Here is a 22500-nt window from a genome sequence, read left to right as displayed (position 1 = left end):
TCCCGTGGTCCGGCGGTCTCGTCCGAGCGGGACGCCCCGTGGTCCGGCGGTCCCCTTCGATCAGGACGGCCGCCGGCCCGGTAGCCCGGCGGTCGCGGTCGAGTCGGCGAAGGCGTCGGTGACGGCCGTCAAGGCCTCGTCGAGTGGCACGCCGAGGCGGCGCATGATGGCGGCGAAGTCCGCGGCGTGTTGCCGGAGCACGGCGTCCCGGCGATCGCCGGCCTGGGCGGCCACCCGGGTGCCACCGCCGCGGCGGGTTTCCAGGTGGCCGGTGGCCTCCAGCTCCTGGTAGGCGCGGGCCACGGTGCCGGCGGCCAGGCCCAGGTCGGCCGCCAGCTGGCGCACCGGCGGCAGGCGGGTGCCCGCGGTCAGTCCACCGGTGCTGACCAGGTCGGCGATCTGGTCGCGGATCTGCACGTAGGGCGGCACCGGCGCGGCCGGGTCGACGGTGATCAGCGGCTCGGCGGTCATCGGGCCGCGACGACCGCGCCGACGCGGCGGGCCTCCGGGTTGGACGGTGGACGGACCAGACGGACCGCGTAGTAGCCGCCGGCGGCTAGCGCCACGAGCATCGGGGCGAGCAGCCACGGGCGGGTGGACGTCGCCACCGGGCTCTCGCAGACGCCCGGCTGGCCCAGGATCGAATGGGTGAAATAGGCGCAGCCGCCCAGGGTCACCGCGGTCAGCACCCCGAGCGCCGACACGACGCCGTTCGCCGTCGCCCGGCGGTCCGCGTCGTCGACCGGTCGGGTGACCAGCCGGCGCAGCACCACCACCGTGCCGGCCGCGACCAGAGCCAGCGTGGCGCCGATCGTGATCGCGTAGAACCAACCAGGCCACGGTCCCTGCTGCCCGACGCCGCCCGAGACGCAGCCGATGTGCCGGCCGTCGAGCGGGTTGTTGGGCATGACCGTCGACCGGGTGTGCGCCGTCGACGCCGGCCCGGTGACACCGAGCAGGCCGCCGAGGGCGACGGTCAGTAGCACCACGCCGGCCGCCGGACCGGCCGGCACCAGGTCGAGGGTGCGGCGCGGGACGAGGCGGGCGGTCCGGACACCCGCGCCGGCCGGCCGGGGCACCGCCCGGTCCGCCAGCCACAGGCCGGCCGCGAGCGACGCCGCCAGCGCCGGCACCGCGAGCGCCGGCGCGATGTTCGGCTCGCCCCAGACGCTCAACACCCAGGCGGCCAGGACCCCCGCGATCAGGCCGGCCAATCGGAACAGCTCCATGCGCGCCCTCCTCATTTGTATCGGCCGATTGTCACAAATGACGAGTGCTTGTATCAAGCGCTTGATGCAAAGGTTCCGTTTCCCGGCCGGCCATGGAAGAGTCACGGCGTGCGTCTGGACGGGGTCTCCTACCGCTACGGGCGGCAGGGTCGGTGGGTGCTGCGCGACATCTGTCTCGATCTGCCGCCGGGCGGCACGGTCGTCGTGCTCGGCCGCAACGGCGTCGGCAAGTCGACGCTGCTCCAACTGGTCGCCGGCGTCCTGCGACCCAGCCGTGGCCGCGTCCATGATCGACCCACGCCGGTCGGTTGGGTGCCCGAGCGCTTCCCAGCCGACCAGCCGTTCACCGTCGCCGGCTACCTGACCGCGATGGCCCGGCTCCACCCAGGAGCGGCCCGGCACGCCATCGACGCCTGGGTCGACCGGCTCGGCCTCGAGCCCTACCGCGGCACCCGGCTCGCCGAGCTCTCCAAGGGCACCGCGCAGAAGGTCGGCCTGGCCCAGGCCCTGATCCCCGGCCCGAAGCTGCTCGTCCTCGACGAGCCCTGGGAGGGCCTCGACGCCGCGGCCCGCGACCTCGTGCCCGGGATCGTCGCGGAGGTGGTCGGCGCCGGCGGCATCGTGCTGGTCAGCGACCACCGCGGCGAGACCGGCCGCCTCCCCGGCGCGACCACCGTGACGGTCGCCGACGGCACGGTCACCGCACAGGAGGCGACACCGGACGACACCGCGATCATCGAGATCCAGGTGCCCGCCGCGACCGCCGAAGCGACCGCCGAGGCGCTGCGGGCGGACGGGCACGACGTCGTCGCCGTGCGTACGAAGGCGAGGGTCTGATGCTGGTCCGGATGCGCCTGACCGCCTTCCTGCGCAGCGGCCGCGCCCTGCCTGGCCTGCTCGGCACCCTGGTCGTCGTCGGCACCATCTACGGCGGCGGCCGGTCCGACGCGGCCGAGGCCTACGGCTTCTCCGCCGTCGCCCTCTTCCCGGTCATCGCCTGGCAGGTCAAGCTGCTCCTCGACACCGAACCCGACGTCCAGCGCCGGCTCGCGATCACCGCGGTCGGCCTCCGCCGCGAGGTGACCGCCGGCCTGGCCGCCGCGGCCGTGGTCGGTGGCGCGACGGTGGCGCTCGCGATGGTGCTGCCCTGGCTGGTCGGCGGCATCGAGCACCCGGCCGGCATCGGCCCGGGCCTCTGGGCCCACGCCGCCAGCCTGGTCGCGGCCGTCGGCCTCGGCGCCCTGGCCAGCCGCCCGATCACCAGATCGACGCTGTACGGCATAGCCGTCCTGGTCACCGGCTCGGTGCTGGCGATCGTCCTCGGTCTCGACGGCTCGGCGGTCCCGTGGCTCGCCCCGCCGCTCATGGCCGCCGCCCGCACCCTGGCCGACCGCCGGGGCAGCACCGGCATCCCGGCCCTCACCGTGCAGGCCGCGCTCTGGGCCGCCGTGGTGATCACCGGCTATGCCCGGTTCCGCCGTACCCGGAGCTGATTTGGCACCGACCGGCCGCGTCGCGTAACCTTTGCCGCGAAGTTCCACCAGAGACCGCTGGTCATCGCGCCGCGAGGCGCGGTCGAAGGCCCTGCAGACAACGGGCGGCCCGCGCAGGTTGGACGGATCGTGAGCCCGCGGCCGCAAGCCGCCCTCCCGCCCCGTGCGCCCTGCGCCGGGGCGTTTTCGTTTGCCGGAGCCGAGCACCGACCAGCTTCGAGCATTTGGAAGGAGGGACATGGCGGACAAGCCGGTTCGGGCCGACAAGGCCACCGCCGTCGCCGAGCTCACCGAGCAGTTCCGTAGCTCCGGCGCCACCGTGCTGACCGAGTACCGCGGCCTGACGGTGTCGCAGCTGACCCAGCTGCGGCGCTCGCTCGGCAAGGAGGTCACCTACTCGGTCGCCAAGAACACGCTGGCGAAGCGGGCGGCGTCGGAGGCAGGTATCAACGGCCTCGAGCAGCTGTTCTCCGGTCCTACCGCGCTCACCTTCGTCTCCGGCGACGTCGTGGAAGCGGCCAAGAGCCTGCGCGAGTTCGCGAAGGCCAACCCGCTTCTCGTCATCAAGGGCGGCGTTTTCGAGGGCAAGGCGATCACGGCCGCTGAGGTCAACCGCCTGGCCGACCTCGAGTCCCGCGAGGTGCTGCTGGCCAAGCTGGCCGGCGGCATGAAGGCCAACCTGGCCAAGGCCGCGGCCCTGTTCCAGGCGCCGCTGTCGAAGACCGTTCGCACGGTCGCCGCTCTGCAGGACAAGCGCGAGCAGGAAGGCGCCCCGGTCGCCGACGCGGCCTGAGCGCATCACCGACCCACGATCTACCAAAAGAGGTAAGGAAACATGGCGAAGCTCAGCACCGACGAGCTGCTCGACGCGTTCAAGGAGATGACGCTGATCGAGCTCTCCGAGTTCGTGAAGCAGTTCGAGGAGACCTTCGACGTCAAGGCCGCCGCCCCCGTGGCCGTCGCGGCGGCGGGCGCCGGTGGCGCTGCCGCCCCGGCCGAAGAGGTCGCGGAGCAGGACGAGTTCGACGTCATCCTCGACGCGGACGGCGGCAAGAAGATCCAGGTCATCAAGGTCGTGCGCGAGCTGACCGGCCTGGGCCTCAAGGAGGCCAAGGACCTGGTCGAGAGCGCGCCGAAGGCCGTTGTCGAGAAGGCCAACAAGGAGACCGCGGAGAAGGCCAAGGCCAAGCTCGAGGCCGAGGGCGCCAAGGTCACCCTGAAGTAAGTACGGACACCGGACGGGCGGCGACCAGGACACGGTTGCCGCCCGTCGGCGTACGCTGGATCCGGATCTAGTTCAAAGACCTGGTCCGACCCGCGTCATAACCCTTGACGCGGAGTGTGCTGACAGGCACGCTGACATCAGCAAGACCTTCCGCGCTTGCAACAGCCACCGGTTGGGTATGGGACACCAGACCTGATTGAGGTGCAGAAGACGCGTTCTGAGCGGCCAGTTTGGCGCCTTTCCAGCGCCCTGAGACACGCTCCGCGGCCTCCTGCGCCACGGGCTGGACAGCGGTTAGCCATTCGGCTACACTGCTAGTTTGCCGTGTCTTCCGTCTTTGACCCTGTCCGTAATGTCCAACTGGACGTTTGCGGGGAGGGCCCGTCGGACTGCACGAACAACGGCCGTTTAGCAACACCGGTCCTCGGAAGGACGCATCTTGGCAGCTTCCCGCCCTGCGAAGACCAGTCGTACGTCGAGCGCTTTCGCTCCCCGCCGAATTTCCTTCGGCCGGATCACCGAACACCTCGAGGTCCCCAACCTCCTCGCCATCCAGACCGAGTCGTTTGACTGGCTGGTCGGCAACGAGGCGTGGCAGGGCCGGTCGGCTGATGATCCGCACGCCCGCTCGGGTCTCGCAGAGATTCTCGATGAGATCAGTCCGATTGAAGACTTCTCTGGCACCATGTCCCTTTCCTTCTCCGCGCCCCGCTTCGACGAGGTCAAGGCCTCGATCGAAGAGTGCAAGGAGAAGGACCTGACCTACTGCGCACCGCTCTTCGTGACGGCGGAGTTCACCAACAACACGACTGGCGAGATCAAGAGCCAGACCGTGTTCATGGGTGACTTCCCGATGATGACGCCCAAGGGCACGTTCATCATCAACGGCACCGAGCGCGTCGTGGTGAGCCAGCTCGTCCGTTCGCCCGGTGTCTACTTCGACAAGCAGCCGGACAAGACCTCCGACCGCGACCTCTCCAGCGTCAAGGTGATCCCGAGCCGGGGCGCCTGGCTGGAGTTCGACATCGACAAGCGCGACACCGTCGGCGTCCGCATCGACCGCAAGCGTCGGCAGGCCGTCACCGTCCTGCTGAAGGCGATCGGCTGGACCAACGAGCAGATTCGTGAGCGGTTCGGCTGGTCCGAGCTGATGATGACCACGCTCGAGAAGGACCACATCGCCGGCATCGACGAGGCGCTGCTCGACATCTACCGCAAGCTGCGGCCGGGTGAGCCGCCGACGCGGGAGAACGCGCAGACCCTGCTCGACAACCTCTTCTTCAACCCGAAGCGGTACGACGTCGCCAAGGTCGGTCGATACAAGTTCAACAAGAAGCTCGAAGTCGACGTCCCGATCAACAAGGGCACGCTGACCGAGGACGACATCGTCGCCACCGTGGAATACCTCTGCCGGCTGCACGCCGGTGAGGAGGGCTACGAGGCCGACGACATCGACCACTTCGGCAACCGGCGCCTGCGGACGGTTGGCGAGCTGATCCAGAACCAGGTTCGGGTCGGCCTGTCCCGCATGGAGCGCGTCGTCCGCGAGCGGATGACGACCCAGGACGTCGAGGCGATCACGCCGCAGACCCTGATCAACATCCGTCCCGTCGTGGCGGCGATCAAGGAGTTCTTCGGCACTTCGCAGCTCTCGCAGTTCATGGACCAGACCAACCCGCTGGCGGGTCTCACCCACCGGCGCCGGCTGAGCGCGCTCGGCCCGGGTGGTCTGTCCCGTGAGCGGGCGGGCTTCGAGGTCCGCGACGTGCACCCGTCCCACTACGGCCGGATGTGCCCGATCGAGACGCCGGAAGGCCCCAACATCGGCCTGATCGGCGCCCTCTCGACGTTCGGGCGGGTCAACCCGTTCGGCTTCATCGAGACGCCCTACCGCAAGGTCGAGGACGGCCGGGTCACCGACCAGATCGACTACCTGACGGCCGACGAGGAAGACCGGTTCGTCAAGGCGCAGGCCAACGCTGTTCTCAACAGCGACGGCACCTTCGCCGACGACCGCGTCCTGGTCCGTCGAAAGGGCGGTGAGGTCGACTTCGTGGCCGGTGCCGCCGTCGACTACATGGACGTGTCGCCGCGGCAGATGACCTCGGTCGCCACCGCGATGATCCCGTTCCTCGAGCACGACGACGCCAACCGCGCGCTCATGGGCGCCAACATGCAGCGTCAGGCCGTGCCGCTGGTCAAGGCCGAGTCGCCACTGGTCGGCACGGGCATGGAATACCGTGCCGCGGTCGACGCCGGTGACGTGGTCGTGGCCGAGGTCGGTGGCGTGGTCGAGGACCTGTGCGCCGACTACGTGACGGTGCACCAGGACGACGGCCACCGCCGGACGTACCTCCTGCACAAGTTCCGTCGGTCGAACTCCGGCTCCTGCGTCAACCAGAAGCCGGTGGTCTTCGAAGGCGACCGGGTCGAGGCCGGCCAGGTCATCGCCGACGGTCCGTGCACCGACGAGGGCGAGATGGCGCTCGGGCGCAACCTGCTCGTGGCGTTCATGCCCTGGGAGGGTCACAACTACGAAGACGCGATCATCCTGTCCCAGAAGCTGGTGCAGCAGGACACCCTCACCTCGATCCACATCGAGGAGCACGAGGTGGACGCCCGCGACACCAAGCTGGGCCCGGAGGAGATCACCCGCGACATCCCGAACGTCAGCGAGGAGATGCTCGCCGACCTCGACGAGCGGGGGATCATCCGGATCGGCGCCGAGGTCGTCACGGGCGACATCCTGGTCGGCAAGGTCACGCCCAAGGGCGAGACCGAGCTGACCCCGGAGGAGCGGCTGCTCCGCGCGATCTTCGGTGAGAAGGCGCGTGAGGTCCGCGACACCTCGCTGAAGGTGCCGCACGGCGAGACCGGCACGGTCATCGGCGTCCGGACCTTCTCGCGGGAGGACGGCGACGAGCTGCCCCCGGGCGTCAACGAGCTGGTCCGCGTCTACGTGGCACAGAAGCGCAAGATCCAGGACGGCGACAAGCTCGCCGGCCGCCACGGCAACAAGGGCGTCATCTCCAAGATCCTGCCGGTCGAGGACATGCCGTTCCTCGAGGACGGCACGCCGGTCGACATCGTGCTCAACCCGCTCGGTGTGCCGAGCCGGATGAACATCGGCCAGGTCCTGGAGACGCACCTCGGTTGGGTCGCCAAGACCGGTTGGAAGATCGACGGCGACGACGCCAAGTGGAAGACCGCGCTGAAGTCGATCGGCGCCGGCGACTCCGAGCCCGACAGCAACGTCGCGACCCCGGTCTTCGACGGCGCCAAGGAAGAGGAGATCACCGGTCTGCTCAGCAGCACCCTGCCCAACCGGGACGGGGTGCAGCTGGTCGGCGGCTCGGGCAAGGCGCAGCTGTTCGACGGTCGTTCCGGCGAGCCGCTGCCCGACCCGATCGCGGTCGGTTACATCTACATCCTGAAGCTGAACCACCTGGTCGACGACAAGATCCACGCTCGGTCGACCGGCCCGTACTCGATGATCACGCAGCAGCCGCTGGGTGGTAAGGCGCAGTTCGGTGGCCAGCGGTTCGGCGAGATGGAGTGCTGGGCGATGCAGGCCTACGGCGCGGCGTACGCGTTGCAGGAGCTGCTCACGATCAAGTCCGACGACGTCCTGGGCCGAGTCAAGGTCTACGAGGCGATCGTCAAGGGCGAGAACATCCCGGAGCCGGGCATCCCGGAGTCGTTCAAGGTGCTGCTCAAGGAGCTGCAGTCGCTGTGCCTCAACGTCGAGGTGCTCTCCAGCGACGGCGTGGCCCTCGAGATGCGCGAGACCGACGACGAGGTGTTCCGCGCCGCGGAGGAACTCGGCATCGACCTGTCCCGGCGTGAGCCGAGCAGCGTCGAGGAAGTGTGAGTAGGAGCCGGGGCTCCGACAGGGGTCCCGGCTCCCCGCCCGGTAGGTAAAGAGCAACGACAGACTCGAGGGACATAAATTGCTCGACGTCAACTTCTTCGACGAGCTGCGCATTGGCCTGGCCACGGCTGACGACATCCGTCAGTGGTCGCACGGCGAGGTCAAGAAGCCCGAGACGATCAACTACCGCACCCTGAAGCCGGAAAAGGACGGGCTCTTCTGCGAGAAGATCTTCGGTCCTCAGCGGGACTGGGAGTGCTACTGCGGTAAGTACAAGCGCGTCCGGTTCAAGGGCATCATCTGTGAGCGCTGCGGCGTCGAGGTGACCCGTTCCAAGGTCCGGCGTGAGCGGATGGGCCACATCGAGCTGGCCGCGTCCGTGACGCACATCTGGTACTTCAAGGGCGTGCCGAGCCGCCTCGGCTACCTGCTCGACCTCGCGCCCAAGGACCTCGAGAAGATCATCTACTTCGCGTCCTACGTCGTCACCGCCGTGGACACCGAGGCCCGCCACCGCGACCTGAGCACCATCGAGAACGAGATCCTCGCCGAGAAGCGGCAGTCCGAGAACAGCCGGGACTCCGCGGTCGAGGGTCGCGCCGCCAAGCTCGAGGCCGACCTGGCCGAGCTCGAGGCCGAGGGTGCCAAGGCCGACGTGCGCCGCAAGGTCAAGGAGGGCGGAGAGCGCGAGATGCGCCAGATCCGCGACCGGGCGCAGCGCGAGATCGACCGCCTCGACGAGGTGCTCGACACCTTCCGCAAGCTGGAGCCGAAGCAGCTGGTCACCGACGAGCTGCTCTACCGCGAGCTGCGTGACCGGTTCGGTGAGTACTTCACCGGCGGCATGGGCGCCGAGGCGATCAAGGCCCTGCTGGAGAACATGGACCTCGACGCCGAGGCCGACCTGCTGCGCGAGATCATCCGCAGCGGCAAGGGCCAGCGGAAGATCCGTGCGCTCAAGCGGCTCAAGGTCGTGGCGGCGTTCCTCAACACCCGCAACTCGCCGCTCGGCATGGTGCTCGACTGCGTTCCGGTGATCCCGCCGGACCTGCGGCCGATGGTCCAGCTCGACGGTGGCCGGTTCGCGACCAGCGACCTGAACGACCTCTACCGCCGGGTGATCAACCGGAACAACCGGCTCAAGCGCCTGATCGACCTGGGCGCTCCCGAGATCATCGTCAACAACGAGAAGCGGATGCTGCAGGAGGCCGTCGACGCGCTGTTCGACAACGGCCGTCGCGGCCGGCCGGTCACCGGCCCCGGCAACCGTCCGCTGAAGTCGCTGTCCGACATGCTCAAGGGCAAGCAGGGCCGCTTCCGGCAGAACCTGCTCGGCAAGCGCGTCGACTACTCCGGCCGTTCGGTCATCGTCGTCGGCCCGCAGCTCAAGCTCCACCAGTGCGGCCTGCCCAAGCAGATGGCGCTCGAGCTGTTCAAGCCGTTCGTGATGAAGCGGCTCGTCGACCTCAACCACGCACAGAACATCAAGTCCGCCAAGCGCATGGTCGAGCGCCAGCGCCCGGTCGTGTGGGACGTGCTGGAAGAGGTCATCGGCGAGCACCCGGTGCTGCTCAACCGCGCGCCGACGCTGCACCGCCTCGGCATCCAGGCCTTCGAGCCGCAGCTGGTCGAGGGCAAGGCGATCCAGATCCACCCGCTGGTCTGCACCGCCTTCAACGCCGACTTCGACGGTGACCAGATGGCGGTGCACGTGCCGCTGTCCGCCGAGGCCCAGGCCGAGGCGCGGATCCTGATGCTGTCGTCCAACAACATCCTCAAGCCGGCCGACGGCAAGCCCGTCACCATGCCCACCCAGGACATGGTCATCGGCCTCTACCACCTCACCCACTTCTCTCCGGAGGAGAAGGGCGCGGGCCGGGCGTTCAGCTCGGACGCCGAGGCGCGGATGGCGTTCGACAACGGCGAGCTGCACCTGCAGGCGCCGATCAAGGTCCGCCTGCAGAACGTCGTCGAGGTCGACAACGGCGCCGGCCAGCCCGCCTGGGAGGCGCCGGAGGAGTGGACGCCGGGTCAGCAGCTGACCGTCGACACCACCCTGGGCCGGATCCTGTTCAACGAGACCCTGCCCCAGGGCTACCGGTTCGTGAACTACGAGATCCGGCGGGGCCAGCTCTCGGCGATCGTCAACGACCTCGCCGAGCGGTTCCCGAAGGTGGCGCTGGCCGCGACCCTCGACGGGCTCAAGGAGGCCGGTTTCCACTGGGCCACCTGGTCCGGCGTGACGATCGGCATGGAGGACGTCATCCAGCCCCCGCGCAAGTGGGAGATCCTGGAGCGTTACGAGCGCGAGGCCGAGCAGATCGACAAGCAGTACCAGCGTGGTCTGATGACCGCCGAGGAGCGTCGCGGCGAGCTCATCGAGATCTGGACCAAGGCGACCAACGAGGTCGCCAAGGAGATGGAGACCGCACTGCCGCAGGAGAACCCGCTGTGGAAGATGATCAACTCGGGTGCCCGCGGTAACCTCCTCCAGCTCCGCCAGATCGCCGCGATCCGTGGTCTGGTGGCCAACCCGAAGGGCGAGATCATCCCGCGGCCGATCAAGGCCTCGTACCGGGAGGGTCTGTCCGTGCTGGAGTACTTCATCTCCACGCACGGTGCCCGTAAGGGTCTGGCCGACACCGCGCTGCGTACCGCCGACTCGGGTTACCTGACCCGTCGTCTGGTCGACGTCTCGCAGGACGTCATCATCCGCGAGGAAGACTGCGGGACCGACCGGGCGATCACCATGCAGGTGGGTACGAACGGCCCCGACGGCAAGCTGATGGTCCACGAGCACGCCGAGACCGGTGTGCACGCCCGGACGCTGGCCGACGACATCAAGGGCGCCGACGGCTCGCTCGTGGTGGAGCGGGGCGCCGACCTCAACTCGATCCTGATCGACAAGCTCGTGGCCGCCGGTGTCGACACCGTGCGGGTGCGCAGCGTGCTGACCTGTGAGTCGAAGCTGGGCGTCTGCGCCGCGTGCTACGGCCGTTCGCTGCCGACCGGCAAGACCGTCGACGTCGGCGAGGCGGTGGGCATCATCGCCGCGCAGTCGATCGGTGAGCCGGGCACGCAGCTGACGATGCGTACCTTCCACACCGGTGGCGTCGCGGGTGAGGACATCACCCAGGGTCTGCCGCGTGTCCAGGAGATCTTCGAGGCCCGTGTCCCCAAGGGCAAGGCGCCGATCGCGGAGTCTCCGGGTCGCATCCGGATCGAGGACGGCGAGCGCTCGCGGAAGATCATCATCGTGCCGGACGACGGCAGCGACGAGATCGTCCACGACAAGGTGTCCCGCCGCGTCAAGCTCCGGGCGGCCGACGGTGCGCACGTCGAGGTGGGCGAGAAGCTCACCGAGGGCACCATCGACCCGCACGAGCTGCTGCGCATCCTCGGTCCGCGTGCGGTCCAGGTCCACCTGACCAACGAGGTCCAGGAGGTCTACCGCTCGCAGGGCGTGCTCATCCACGACAAGCACATCGAGATCATCATCCGCCAGATGCTCAAGCGGGTCACGGTGATCGACTCCGGCTCGACCGAGTTCCTGCCGGGTGTGCTGGTCGACCGGGCGCTGTTCGAGTCGGAGAACCGCCGGCTCGTGTCCGAGGGCGGCGAGCCCGCGGCCGGCCGTCCGGTGCTGATGGGCATCACCAAGGCCTCGCTGGCCACGGACTCGTGGCTGTCGGCGGCCTCCTTCCAGGAGACCACCCGGGTGCTGACGGACGCGGCGATCCACGCCCGCAGCGACTCGCTGATCGGCCTGAAGGAAAACGTCATCATCGGCAAGCTCATCCCGGCGGGTACGGGCATCAGCAAGTACCGCAACGTCCGGGTCGAGCCCACCGAGGAGGCGAAGGCCAAGGTCTACTCGATGACCGGGTACCCCGAGACCGACTACGGTTTCGGCCCGGCCGGCGGGCAGGCGGTTCCGCTCGACGACTTCGACTTCGGCTCGTACCGCTAGTCGGATCGTTCCGAAAGGCGCCCTTCCCTTCGGGGGAGGGCGCCTTTCGCTATCGCTTCACCCGGTAGCGCAGGTGGGTGGCCTCCGGGGTGTCGATGACCCGGACGATCTCGAGCTCGATCTCGCGGGGGAGCACGTCGAAGAGCCGGCGGCCGCGGCCGAGCAGGATCGGGATCTGGTGGATCTGGATCTCGTCGAGTACGCCGGCCTCGAGGGCCCGCTGCCCGGTGTACGCGCCGTGCACGAGCACGTCCCGGTCACCGGCGGCGGCCTTGGCCTGCGCGATCGCGCTCTCGATGCCGTCCTGGACATAGGTGACCAGCGGTTGGTCGGCCACGGTCGGGCCGGGCGGGCGATGGGTCGGCACGAAGATCGGCATGCCGTGATGCGAGCCGCCCCAATGATCGGTGATCTCCGCGGTCCGCCGGCCGGCCACGACGGCCCCGGTCGCGTTGTATTCGGCCATCAGCTGACCGGCCACGCCGTCGGTGCGAAACGTCTCGCCGTCGGCCTCCTGCCCCCAGTGGTGCAGCCGGTTGCCGTCGGCGCCGCCGAGACTGTCGTCCGGGTCGGCGATGAACCCGTCCACGGACATCGACATGAACAGTACGGACGCTCCCAATTGCCCTCCTCGGGTCGTGGTCTGCACAGGACGCTATCGCCGGTCAGCCGGCGCCGCGCCACCAGCGGCGGCCGGTGACCAAGCCTTCGAGGTCGTCGAGGCGTTGCGGCAGCCAGGCTGGTGCCTCGGGCTGCGCCAGGGCGTTGGCGAGATCCTCGGCGAGGCAGGCGGCGTCGCGGAGCTCGCAGGCGGTCCGGAGGGTCGTCACATCGGTGGCCGTCGCATCCGCGATCAGGTCGAGCACCAGGTCGAGGTGCTGGCCGCTGGTGACGGCCAGCAGCATCCAGTCGTCGGCCGGTGCGCCGAAGCGGGCGCGCTCGAAGTCCAGCAGCGTGACCGCGTCGTCGCTCACCAGCCAGTTGCCCCAGTCGCCGTCCGCGTGCACCGGGACGTCGTGGCGGAACGACCCGGAGGCGCGGATCGTCTTCCCGCTTCAGTGATCCAGGTCACGCGGCGTCAGAAGAACTCGTCCAGCAGTCGGTAGAAGGCGATCTTCGCCGGATCCGGGTCCGGTCGGCCGTACGCCGTCAGCAGGTCCGCCGCGGACGCGGACGACCAGCGGGCGGTGAGGTGGCGCGTGGCGATGGCCAGGTCGTTGTGGCGGTCGGCCACGCCGAGCCGGACGACGTCGACGACGCCGGTGGGGCGCAAGTCGTCGTCGAAGAGGAAGTTGGGCAGGCAGGGGTCGCCGTGGCCCACCACCAGGTCCTCCGGATCGCGGGGGCGGGTCGCGCGCAGCTCGGCCAGCAGGCGATCGGCGGACCAGCCGGCCCGGGCCGGGTCGAGGTCGTCGAGGTCGACGTCGGTATTCGCCGCGGCCAGCGCCATCGTCGTAGCCAGGGTGCGGTCGAACGGGCAGTCGGCGACCGGCAGCTGGTGCAGGTCGCGGAGCAGGGCCCCGATCGCCGCGGCCAGGGCCGGCCGGCGGGCGGTGGGCCAGTCCGCGGACCCCGGGCGGCCGGGGAGCGCCGTCGTGACCAGCTCGCCCGGGCGGTGGTCGACGACCTCCGGGCACGGGAAGCCCTGGCCGGCGAGCCAGCTCAGCCGGGCCGCCTCGGCGGCGATCTCGTCCGGCTTGCCCCGCTTGCGATAGACGCCGGGCCCCCGCCAGACCAGCGCGCCGGACCTACCGGTGGATACCAGGTGCCATTCGGTCACGCGGCCATGATGGGCGGATAGGGTCAGGATCGTGCAACCCACGGAAGCGCTGCGGCACCCGCTCGACCCGGACCCGGTCCGGTCGACGAAGGCCGGCGCGGTGTTCGGTCTGGGGCTGCTGGCCGCCATGACCGGCGTGGTCGTCGGCGGGATCGTCCCGGCCACGGTGGCGCTGGTGCTGGCCCGCCAGGCCCGCCGCGAGGCGTACGCATCGGGTGGTTTCCTCACCGGCGGCCTCTGGATCCGCCGCGGCGAACGCCTGGCCTGGATCGGCGTCATGCTGTGCATCGCCACGGTCGTCATCGCCACCGTGATCGGCATCCTCAACTCCGCCGACCCGGCCGGCGTCCAGGATTTCGCCCCCGGCGTCGACTGATCCGCTCGCGGCGGCATGGCATGCTCGTGGGCGTGGCGCAGCAGGGCGGACCGTCGTACCCGGTGAATCAGCCGCGGCCCGTGTCGGTGCCGCCGCCGACCGACGCGCAGCAGCGCACCCGGCGGGTCGACGCCGTGCCGGGCACCGGCTTCGGCGTCGTGCACCTGGAGGTTCCGCCGGCCACCTCCGGGCTGGCGATCGGCGCGCTGATCACGGGCGTCGCCTCGATCGTCGTGGCGTTCATCGTGCTCTGCTTCGGGCTGGTCGGCTCCGAGGCCGGGTGGGGCGCCTGGGCCGCCGGCGCGTTCACCGTGCTGGCGGTCGTGGCCGGAGTGGCCGGTGTGGCGCTCGGGGTACTGGCCCGCCGGCAGATCCGCCGCGTGGGGCCCGCCGCGGCCATGCGGTTCCAGGGGCGCGGCCTGGCCACGTCGGGGTTCATCTGCGGCATCGTCGGGCTGGTCATCGCCGTGATCGCGTTCTTCGCCGCGCTGAGCCTCCAGATCGCGGCGTAAGGCCCGAACCCGGCCAAAGCGCCTGGCTCGGCGGCTCGCCGACGCAGCCGCTACAATTGATGGAGATAGGGGCCAACCGCGGGTGTCACAGGGGTTTTGACCTGCGCGCCGGCGATGGGTACTCTTTCCTTTCGTGCCCGGGCTCGCCCGGGCAATCCGTGCGTGCGCGCACCGTTCTGGCCAGGCAGCGACAAGCCGCCGAGTGCGTGAGCACGACAATGGCAGAAAACCCGGGCTCGCGTCAGCGCGCACGGGGACCGTGGAAGGGCCGACACGCCCGACCGCGGGATCCGGGAGCACCAGCTCCTGGTTGGAGTGTTGGAGGGTCGCCCACCCGGGCGGCCAAGGCGACGACGGCGCGGCCGCGAGGAAGCGGCCGAAGGGAGCGGAAAACCCGGTGCCAACGATCCAGCAGCTGGTCCGCAAGGGCCGGCAGGCGAAGACGAGCAAGACGAAGACCCCCGCGCTGAAGGGGAGCCCTCAGCGGCGCGGCGTGTGCACCCGCGTGTACACCACCACCCCGAAGAAGCCGAACTCGGCGCTGCGCAAGGTCGCTCGCGTCAAGCTCAGCAGCCAGATCGAGGTCACGGCCTACATCCCCGGCGTCGGCCACAACCTGCAGGAGCACTCGATCGTGCTCGTGCGTGGCGGCCGTGTGAAGGACCTTCCGGGCGTCCGTTACAAGATCGTGCGCGGGTCGCTCGACACCCAGGGTGTCCGCAACCGCAAGCAGGCCCGCAGCCGCTACGGCGCCAAGAAGGAGAAGAGCTGACATGCCGCGTAAAGGCCCAGCCCCGCGCCGTCCGCTGGTCGCGGACCCGGTTTACAACTCGCCGCTGGTGACCCAGCTGGTCAACAAGATCCTGCTGCGCGGCAAGCGGCAGCTCGCCGAGCGCATCGTCTACGGCGCGCTCGAGGGCGCTCGGGAGAAGAGCGGCGGCACCGACCCCGTCGTCATCCTCAAGCGCGCGATGGACAACGTGAAGCCGGCCATCGAGGTGAAGAGCCGCCGCGTCGGTGGCGCCACCTACCAGGTGCCGATCGAGGTGCGCGCGCCCCGCCAGACCACGCTCGGTCTGCGCTGGCTGGTGCAGTACTCGAAGGCCCGCCGCGAGAAGACCATGGTCGAGCGCCTCATGAACGAGCTGCTCGACGCCAGCAACGGCCTCGGCGCCGCGGTGAAGCGACGCGAGGACACGCACAAGATGGCGGAGTCCAACAAGGCCTTCGCCCACTACCGGTGGTAACCACCCACCGCACGACGACGACGAAGAGGGATTGAAGTGGCCGCCGCAGACGCGCTCGCCAAGGTTCGCAACATCGGCATCATGGCGCACATCGACGCTGGTAAGACCACGACCACCGAGCGGATCCTGTTCTACACCGGCATCACGTACAAGATCGGTGAGGTCCACGAGGGCGCTGCCGTCATGGACTGGATGGAGCAGGAGCAGGAGCGGGGCATCACGATCACTTCGGCTGCGACGAAGTGTGAGTGGAAGGACCACACGATCCAGATCATCGACACGCCCGGCCACGTCGACTTCACGGTCGAGGTCGAGCGGTCGCTGCGCGTCCTGGACGGTGCGGTCGCGGTCTACGACGGCGTCGCCGGCGTGGAGCCGCAGACCGAGAACGTCTGGCGGCAGGCGGACAAGTACAACGTTCCGCGGATGTGCTTCGTCAACAAGCTCGACCGCACCGGCGCCGACTTCTTCCGCTGCGTGCAGATGATGATCGACCGGCTCAACGCGACTCCGCTCGTGCTGCAGATCCCGATCGGCAACGAGTCCGACTTCATCGGCGTCGTCGACCTGATCGGGATGCGCGCGCTGACCTGGCGTGGGGAGACCCAGAAGGGCGAGGACTACGCGGTCGAGGAGATCCCGGCCGACCTCGCCGACCAGGCCGCCGAGTGGCGCGAGAAGCTGATCGAGACGCTCGCCGACGTCGACGACACCATCACCGAGAAGTACCTCGAGGGTGAAGAGCTCACCGTCGAGGACCTCAAGGCCGGCATCCGCCGCGCCACGGTGGCGGGCAAGGCCAACCCGGTGCTGACCGGTTCGGCCTTCAAGAACAAGGGCGTGCAGCCCATGCTCGACGCCGTCGTCGACTTCCTGCCCTCGCCGCTGGACATCCCGGCGATCGAGGGTGTGGCCACCGACGGTGAGACCCCGCTCCAGCGCAAGCCGTCGAACTCGGAGCCGTTCTCGGCCCTCGCGTTCAAGATCCAGACGGACAAGCACCTGGGCAAGCTCACCTACGTGCGCGTCTACTCCGGCACGATCGACTCCGGTTCGCAGGTCATCAACTCGACCAAGGACCGCAAGGAGCGGATCGGCAAGATCTACCAGATGCACGCCAACAAGCGCGAAGAGCGCGGGACGGCGCAGGCTGGTGACATCATCGCCGTGCAGGGTCTCAAGCAGACCACCACCGGCGACACGCTGTGCGACCCGGCCAACCCGGTCATCCTGGAGTCGATGACGTTCCCGGAGCCGGTCATCCAGGTCGCGATCGAGCCGAAGACCAAGTCCGACCAGGAGAAGCTGGGCACCGCGATCCAGCGCCTGGCGGAGGAGGACCCGACCTTCCGCGTCTTCAACGACGAGGAGACCGGGCAGACGGTCATCGCCGGCATGGGCGAGCTGCACCTCGACATCCTGGTCGACCGCATGCGGCGCGAGTTCAACGTCGAGGCCAACATCGGCAAGCCGCAGGTGGCCTACCGCGAGACGATCCGCCGCAAGGTGGAGAAGGTCGAATACACCCACAAGAAGCAGACGGGTGGCTCCGGCCAGTACGCGCGGGTGATCATCAGCCTCGAGCCGCTGCCGCTCGACAACGACGCCCCGACCTACGAGTTCGCCAACGCGGTCACCGGTGGTCGCATCCCGAGGGAGTTCATCCCCTCCGTGGACGCCGGCGCCCAGGACGCCATGCAGTACGGCATCCTGGCCGGCTACCCGCTGGTCGGCGTCAAGCTGACGCTGGTCGACGGCCAGTACCACGAGGTCGACTCGTCGGAAATGGCGTTCAAGATCGCCGGTTCGATGGCGCTCAAGGAAGCGGCCCGCAAGGCCGATCCCGCGCTGCTCGAGCCGATGATGTCGGTCGAGGTCACGACGCCCGAGGAGAACATGGGCGACGTGATCGGCGACCTCAACTCCCGGCGGGGCATCATCCAGGCGATGGAGGAGCGCAGCGGCGCTCGCGTCGTCCGGGCCCTGGTGCCGCTGTCGGAGATGTTCGGCTACGTCGGTGACCTGCGGTCCAAGACCCAGGGCCGGGCTAGCTACAGCATGCAGTTCGACTCCTACGCCGAGGTTCCGCAGAACGTCGCGAAGGAGATCATCGCCAAGGCAACTGGCGAATAGCTGTGTGAGGGTGCTGGGGCTTCGTCGTCCCAGCACCCACAAAGTGGACAGTGTCGTCGGTGCCGTAGGGTGCCGAGGACGCACGGAACAAGAAGTCCTTGAGGAGGACACCAGTGGCGAAGGCGAAGTTCGAGCGGACTAAGCCGCACGTCAACATCGGCACCATTGGTCACATCGACCACGGGAAGACGACGCTGACCGCGGCCATCACCAAGGTCCTGCACGACCGGTACCCGGACGTGAACCCGTACACGCCGTTCGACGAGATCGACAAGGCGCCGGAGGAGAAGGCCCGCGGCATCACGATCTCGATCGCGCACGTCGAGTACCAGACCGAGGCGCGGCACTACGCGCACGTCGACTGCCCGGGTCACGCCGACTACATCAAGAACATGATCACCGGTGCCGCGCAGATGGACGGCGCGATCCTGGTGGTCGCGGCGACCGACGGCCCGATGCCGCAGACGCGTGAGCACGTGCTCCTGGCCCGCCAGGTCGGCGTTCCCTACATCGTCGTGGCGCTCAACAAGAGCGACATGGTCGACGACGAGGAGCTGCTCGAGCTGGTCGAGCTCGAGGTCCGCGAGCTGCTCTCGGCTCAGGAGTACCCGGGCGACGACCTGCCGGTCGTGCGCGTCTCGGCGCTCAAGGCCCTTGAGGGCGACCCCGAGTGGACCGACAAGCTCATGGAGCTGATGAACGCGGTCGACACCGCGATCCCGCAGCCCGAGCGCGAGACCGAGAAGCCGTTCCTCATGCCCATCGAGGACGTCTTCACGATCACCGGTCGTGGCACCGTCGTGACCGGCCGCGCCGAGCGTGGCGTGCTCAAGCCCAATGAGGAGGTGGAGATCGTCGGCATCAAGGAGAAGTCGATGAAGACGGTCTGCACCGGCATCGAGATGTTCCGCAAGCTGCTCGACGAGGCCCGTGCGGGCGAGAACGTCGGTCTGCTGCTCCGCGGCATCAAGCGCGAGGACGTCGAGCGCGGCATGGTGGTCGTGAAGCCGGGCACCTCGACCCCGCACACGGAGTTCGAGGCGACCGTCTACATCCTCTCCAAGGAGGAGGGTGGCCGGCACACCCCGTTCTTCCAGAACTACCGGCCGCAGTTCTACTTCCGCACCACGGACGTCACCGGCGTCGTCACGCTGCCTGAGGGCACCGAGATGGTCATGCCGGGCGACAACACGACGATGACCGTCAAGCTGATCCAGCCCATCGCCATGGACGAGAACCTCAAGTTCGCGATCCGTGAGGGTGGTCGTACGGTCGGCGCGGGTCGCGTCACGAAGATCATCAAGTAAACAGGTAACCCCCGATTAGACCTGCCGGACTGGATCCGGCATACTAGTCAGGTTGCGTACGCGACGGGTGGCTGTCGGCCCTCGGTTGACAGCCACCCTCGCGCGTGGCGCCCCGGATTTTTGGGGTGCCCGGCCCCCGAAGAAGACACCGCCGCTTTGCGGCGGAGCCTGGCCACAGGGCGCGACACGCCCGACCGCGGGGGTCGGAGGAGTGGGGCTAACCCACGACAAGAGCGGCATCGAGAGAAGGAACAGAAGCCACCATGGCGGGACAGAAGATCCGCATCCGGCTCAAGGCCTACGACCACGAGGTCGTCGACTCGTCGGCGCGCAAGATCGTCGAGACGGTGACCCGCACCGGGGCGCAGGTCGCGGGCCCGGTGCCGCTGCCCACGGAGATCAACCGTTTCTGCGTCATCCGCTCGCCGCACAAGTACAAGGACTCGCGCGAGCACTTCGAGATGCGCACGCACAAGCGGCTGATCGACATCATCGACCCGACGCCGAAGACGGTCGACTCGCTGATGCGCCTCGACCTGCCGGCCGGCGTCGACATCGAGATCAAGCTGTAGGGACTGCGAACTCATGGACAGGCAAGTGAAGGGCATCCTGGGCGCCAAGCTCGGCATGACCCAGGTCTGGGACAACAACCGCGTCGTCCCGGTCACGGTGGTTCAGGCCGGCCCGTGCGTCGTGACCCAGGTCCGCACCGGTGACAAGGACGGCTACTCGGCCGTGCAGCTCGCCTACGGCGCGATCGACCCGCGCAAGGCCAACAAGCCGAAGGCCGGTCACTACGCGAAGGCGGGTGTGGCGCCGCGGCGGCACATCGTCGAGCTGCGCACGACCGACGCCGGCGACTACGAGCTCGGCCAGGAGGTCACCGTCGACACGTTCGCGCCCGGCGCGGCGATCGACGTGACCGGCCGCACCAAGGGCAAGGGCTTCGCGGGCGTCATGAAGCGCCACGGCTTCCACGGCCTGCGCGCCAGCCACGGTGTCGAGCGCAAGCACCGCTCGCCCGGCTCCATCGGCGCCTGCGCGACCCCGGGTCGCGTCTTCAAGGGCGTGCGGATGGCCGGTCGCATGGGCGGTCGCCGCTACACCGTGCAGAACCTGACCGTTCAGGCGGTCGACGCCGAGAACAACCTGCTGCTCGTCAAGGGCGCCATCCCGGGCCCCAAGGGCGCGCTGATCCTGGTCCGCTCCGCGGCCAAGACGCTGGTCACGAAGGGTGGTGCGTGATGACTTCGGTCGACGTGATCACCGTCGACGGTGGCAAGAGCGGCTCGGTCGAGCTGCCCGGCGACATCTTCGACGCGCAGGCCAACATCCCGCTGATGCACCAGGTCGTGGTGGCCCAGCTGGCCGCCGCGCGCCAGGGCACGCACAAGGCCAAGACCCGCGGCGAGGTTCGCGGTGGCGGCAAGAAGCCCTACAAGCAGAAGGGCACCGGCCGCGCCCGGCAGGGCTCGCTGCGCGCACCGCAGTTCACCGGCGGTGGCGTGGTGCACGGCCCGGTCCCGCGTGACTACAGCCAGCGGACCCCGAAGAAGATGAAGGCCGCCGCCCTGCGTGGCGCCCTCTCCGACCGGGCCCGCGGCGGGCGCGTCCACGTGGTCGAGACCTTCGTCAACGACGGCAAGTCGACGAAGGCCGCCCTGGCCACGCTGGCCAAGGTGACGACGGCCAAGCGGGTCCTCGTGGTGCTCTCCGAGACCGACGAGAACAACTGGGTGTCGCTGCGCAACGAGCCGCGGGTGCACCTGATCGAGGCCGGCCAGCTCAACACGTACGACGTGCTGGTCGCCGACGACGTGGTCTTCACCAAGGACGCCCTGGACGAGTTCCTGGGTGTGCCGGCCGAGGCCGCGCAGGAGGAGAACTGATGGCGACCATCGCGGATCCGCGCGACATCATCGTCGCGCCGATCGTGTCGGAGAAGAGCTACAGCGAGCTGAACCGTAACTGGTACACGTTCGAGGTGAGCCCGTCCGCCAACAAGACGCAGATCAAGATCGCGATTCAGCAGATCTTCAACGTCCGCGTCCTGACCGTCAACACGCTCAACCGCGAGGGCAAGCGCAAGCGCACCCGCAGCGGTTTCGGCAAGCGCAAGGACACCAAGCGCGCGATGGTGAAGCTGGCTGAGGGCGACCGCATCGAGGCCTTCGGCGGCCCGGTCAGCTGAGGGGTATAGACAATGGCTATCCGTAAGTACAAGCCGACGACGCCGGGCCGGCGTGGCTCCAGCGTCGCCGACTTCGCTGAGATCACCCGGTCGACGCCGGAGAAGTCGCTGCTGGCCCCGCTGCCCAAGAAGGGCGGGCGCAACGCCCACGGCCGGATCACCACCCGGCACCAGGGCGGCGGCCACAAGCGGCAGTACCGGATCATCGACTTCAAGCGGGTCGACAAGGACGGCGTGCCGGCCAAGGTCGCGCACATCGAGTACGACCCGAACCGCACCGCGCGCATCGCGCTGCTGCACTACGCCGACGGCGAGAAGCGCTACATCATCGCGCCGAAGGACCTGAAGCAGGGCGACCGCGTCGAGTCGGGTCCGACCGCCGACATCAAGCCGGGCAACAACCTGCCGCTGCGCAACATCCCCGTCGGCACCCAGGTGCACGGCGTGGAGCTGCGCCCCGGCGGCGGCGCCAAGCTGGCCCGCTCGGCCGGCGTCGGCATCCAGCTGCTCGGCCGCGAGGGCCAGTACGCGACGCTGCGGATGCCCTCGGGCGAGATCCGCCGGGTCGACGTGCGGTGCCGCGCGACCGTGGGTGAGATCGGCAACGCCGACCAGAGCAACATCAACTGGGGTAAGGCCGGCCGCATGCGGTGGAAGGGCAAGCGCCCGACCGTCCGCGGTGTCGCGATGAACCCGATCGACCACCCGCACGGTGGTGGTGAGGGCAAGACGTCCGGTGGTCGCCACCCGGTCAACCCGTGGGGTAAGCCCGAGGGCCGCACCCGCCGTAAGGGCCAGCCGAGCGACCGGCTGATCGTCCGCCGTCGTTACGCCAACCGGAAGCGGGGTTAATCCGTGCCACGCAGCCTCAAGAAGGGCCCGTTCGTCGACGACCACCTGATGAAGAAGGTGGACACGCAGAACGAGAAGGGCTCCAAGAACGTCATCAAGACCTGGTCGCGCCGCTCGATGATCGTTCCGGACATGCTCGGTCACACGATCGCCGTGCACGACGGGCGCAAGCACGTCCCGGTGTTCGTCACCGAGGCGATGGTCGGGCACAAGCTCGGCGAGTTCGCGCTGACCCGCACGTTCAAGGGTCACGAGAAGGACGACCGGAAGAGCCGCCGCCGCTGACGCGGTGCAGATAGAGGATCAGAGGGGTT

At 69.0% G+C, this 22500-nt stretch carries 23 protein-coding genes; 18 read left to right on the top strand and 5 right to left on the bottom strand.

What is annotated here, in order from left to right; translation table 11 throughout:
* Positions 1-60: 60 nt before the first annotated feature.
* Together O7635_RS05075 and O7635_RS05070 are read right to left on the bottom strand one after the other, a co-directional pair.
* Entirely contained in the window at positions 61-471 is a 411-nt protein-coding gene (locus tag O7635_RS05075) for a GntR family transcriptional regulator (protein ID WP_278079242.1), read from the bottom strand.
* A complete protein-coding gene (locus tag O7635_RS05070; protein ID WP_278079241.1) occupies positions 468-1229 on the bottom strand; it encodes a hypothetical protein in 762 nt (253 codons plus the stop codon). Before O7635_RS05070 ends, O7635_RS05075 begins: the two co-directional genes overlap by 4 nt.
* A gap of 108 nt (positions 1230-1337) precedes the next feature.
* Between O7635_RS05070 and O7635_RS05065 the strand changes: the two genes are divergently transcribed.
* The 6 genes from O7635_RS05065 to O7635_RS05040 all read left to right on the top strand — a co-directional run bounded on the left by O7635_RS05065 (position 1338) and on the right by O7635_RS05040 (position 11788).
* Complete coding sequence (locus O7635_RS05065; RefSeq protein WP_278079240.1) at positions 1338-2066, top strand: ABC transporter ATP-binding protein; 729 nt, start codon at positions 1338-1340, stop codon at positions 2064-2066.
* On the top strand, positions 2066-2722 hold the full coding sequence (locus O7635_RS05060) for a hypothetical protein (protein ID WP_278079239.1): 657 nt from the start codon (positions 2066-2068) through the stop codon (positions 2720-2722). The genes O7635_RS05065 and O7635_RS05060 overlap by 1 nt, the downstream gene beginning before the upstream one ends.
* 238 nt (positions 2723-2960) lie before the next feature.
* Positions 2961-3515 (top strand): 50S ribosomal protein L10, encoded by a 555-nt coding sequence (gene rplJ, locus O7635_RS05055; RefSeq protein WP_278079238.1) that lies wholly within the window; start codon positions 2961-2963, stop codon positions 3513-3515.
* Positions 3516-3557: 42 nt separating this feature from the next.
* The gene (rplL, locus tag O7635_RS05050) at positions 3558-3947 is read left to right on the top strand and encodes a 50S ribosomal protein L7/L12 (RefSeq protein WP_278079237.1); all 390 of its coding nucleotides are present in this window, start codon (positions 3558-3560) and stop codon (positions 3945-3947) included.
* Between the two features lie 439 nt (positions 3948-4386).
* Positions 4387-7818, top strand: coding sequence for a DNA-directed RNA polymerase subunit beta (locus O7635_RS05045; protein WP_278079236.1), 3432 nt, complete (start codon positions 4387-4389; stop codon positions 7816-7818).
* A gap of 79 nt (positions 7819-7897) precedes the next feature.
* Positions 7898-11788 carry a DNA-directed RNA polymerase subunit beta' gene (locus O7635_RS05040; RefSeq protein WP_278079235.1) on the top strand — a complete coding sequence of 1297 codons (3891 nt, stop codon included), beginning with the start codon at positions 7898-7900 and terminating at the stop codon, positions 11786-11788.
* Positions 11789-11837: 49 nt separating this feature from the next.
* On the opposite strand, the gene O7635_RS05035 is transcribed toward O7635_RS05040, so the two are convergent.
* The 3 genes from O7635_RS05035 to O7635_RS05025 all read right to left on the bottom strand — a co-directional run bounded on the left by O7635_RS05035 (position 11838) and on the right by O7635_RS05025 (position 13568).
* On the bottom strand, positions 11838-12383 hold the full coding sequence (locus O7635_RS05035) for a dihydrofolate reductase family protein (protein ID WP_278079234.1): 546 nt from the start codon (positions 12381-12383) through the stop codon (positions 11838-11840).
* Positions 12384-12453: 70 nt separating this feature from the next.
* Entirely contained in the window at positions 12454-12795 is a 342-nt protein-coding gene (locus tag O7635_RS05030; protein WP_278079233.1) for a hypothetical protein, read from the bottom strand.
* 71 nt (positions 12796-12866) lie between these two features.
* On the bottom strand, positions 12867-13568 hold the full coding sequence (locus tag O7635_RS05025; protein WP_278079232.1) for an APH(3') family aminoglycoside O-phosphotransferase: 702 nt from the start codon (positions 13566-13568) through the stop codon (positions 12867-12869).
* A 28-nt stretch (positions 13569-13596) separates the two neighbouring features.
* On the opposite strand from O7635_RS05025, the gene O7635_RS05020 reads away from it, so the two are divergent.
* From O7635_RS05020 to rpsS, 12 genes are all read left to right on the top strand, one after another.
* Complete coding sequence (locus O7635_RS05020) at positions 13597-13944, top strand: hypothetical protein (protein WP_278085371.1); 348 nt, start codon at positions 13597-13599, stop codon at positions 13942-13944.
* 62 nt (positions 13945-14006) lie between these two features.
* Entirely contained in the window at positions 14007-14456 is a 450-nt protein-coding gene (locus tag O7635_RS05015; RefSeq protein WP_278079231.1) for a hypothetical protein, read from the top strand.
* Between the two features lie 397 nt (positions 14457-14853).
* Positions 14854-15228 carry a 30S ribosomal protein S12 gene (gene rpsL / locus O7635_RS05010; protein WP_014440718.1) on the top strand — a complete coding sequence of 125 codons (375 nt, stop codon included), beginning with the start codon at positions 14854-14856 and terminating at the stop codon, positions 15226-15228.
* Between the two features lies 1 nt (position 15229).
* Complete coding sequence (rpsG, locus tag O7635_RS05005; RefSeq protein WP_203700023.1) at positions 15230-15703, top strand: 30S ribosomal protein S7; 474 nt, start codon at positions 15230-15232, stop codon at positions 15701-15703.
* 36 nt (positions 15704-15739) lie between these two features.
* The gene (gene fusA, locus O7635_RS05000; protein WP_278079230.1) at positions 15740-17836 is read left to right on the top strand and encodes an elongation factor G; all 2097 of its coding nucleotides are present in this window, start codon (positions 15740-15742) and stop codon (positions 17834-17836) included.
* 113 nt (positions 17837-17949) lie between these two features.
* Positions 17950-19143, top strand: coding sequence for an elongation factor Tu (tuf, locus tag O7635_RS04995; RefSeq protein ID WP_278079229.1), 1194 nt, complete (start codon positions 17950-17952; stop codon positions 19141-19143).
* Positions 19144-19406: 263 nt separating this feature from the next.
* Positions 19407-19715, top strand: a complete 309-nt coding sequence (gene rpsJ, locus O7635_RS04990; RefSeq protein ID WP_007073037.1) for a 30S ribosomal protein S10 — start codon at positions 19407-19409, stop codon at positions 19713-19715.
* A gap of 13 nt (positions 19716-19728) precedes the next feature.
* Complete coding sequence (gene rplC, locus O7635_RS04985; protein ID WP_278079228.1) at positions 19729-20388, top strand: 50S ribosomal protein L3; 660 nt, start codon at positions 19729-19731, stop codon at positions 20386-20388.
* Positions 20388-21032 carry a 50S ribosomal protein L4 gene (gene rplD / locus O7635_RS04980; RefSeq protein WP_278079227.1) on the top strand — a complete coding sequence of 215 codons (645 nt, stop codon included), beginning with the start codon at positions 20388-20390 and terminating at the stop codon, positions 21030-21032. The genes rplC and rplD overlap by 1 nt, the downstream gene beginning before the upstream one ends.
* A complete protein-coding gene (gene rplW / locus O7635_RS04975) occupies positions 21032-21334 on the top strand; it encodes a 50S ribosomal protein L23 (protein ID WP_278079226.1) in 303 nt (100 codons plus the stop codon). The genes rplD and rplW overlap by 1 nt, the downstream gene beginning before the upstream one ends.
* A 12-nt stretch (positions 21335-21346) precedes the next feature.
* On the top strand, positions 21347-22186 hold the full coding sequence (gene rplB / locus O7635_RS04970) for a 50S ribosomal protein L2 (protein WP_278079225.1): 840 nt from the start codon (positions 21347-21349) through the stop codon (positions 22184-22186).
* Positions 22187-22189: 3 nt separating this feature from the next.
* Positions 22190-22471: a 30S ribosomal protein S19 gene (gene rpsS, locus O7635_RS04965; RefSeq protein WP_278079224.1), complete on the top strand. Its 282-nt coding sequence runs from the start codon at positions 22190-22192 to the stop codon at positions 22469-22471.
* Positions 22472-22500: the final 29 nt, after the last annotated feature.

It is taken from the genome of Asanoa sp. WMMD1127 (assembly GCF_029626225.1).
GTDB lineage: Bacteria > Actinomycetota > Actinomycetes > Mycobacteriales > Micromonosporaceae > Asanoa.
This window is presented reverse-complemented; position numbering and strand designations above follow the sequence as displayed.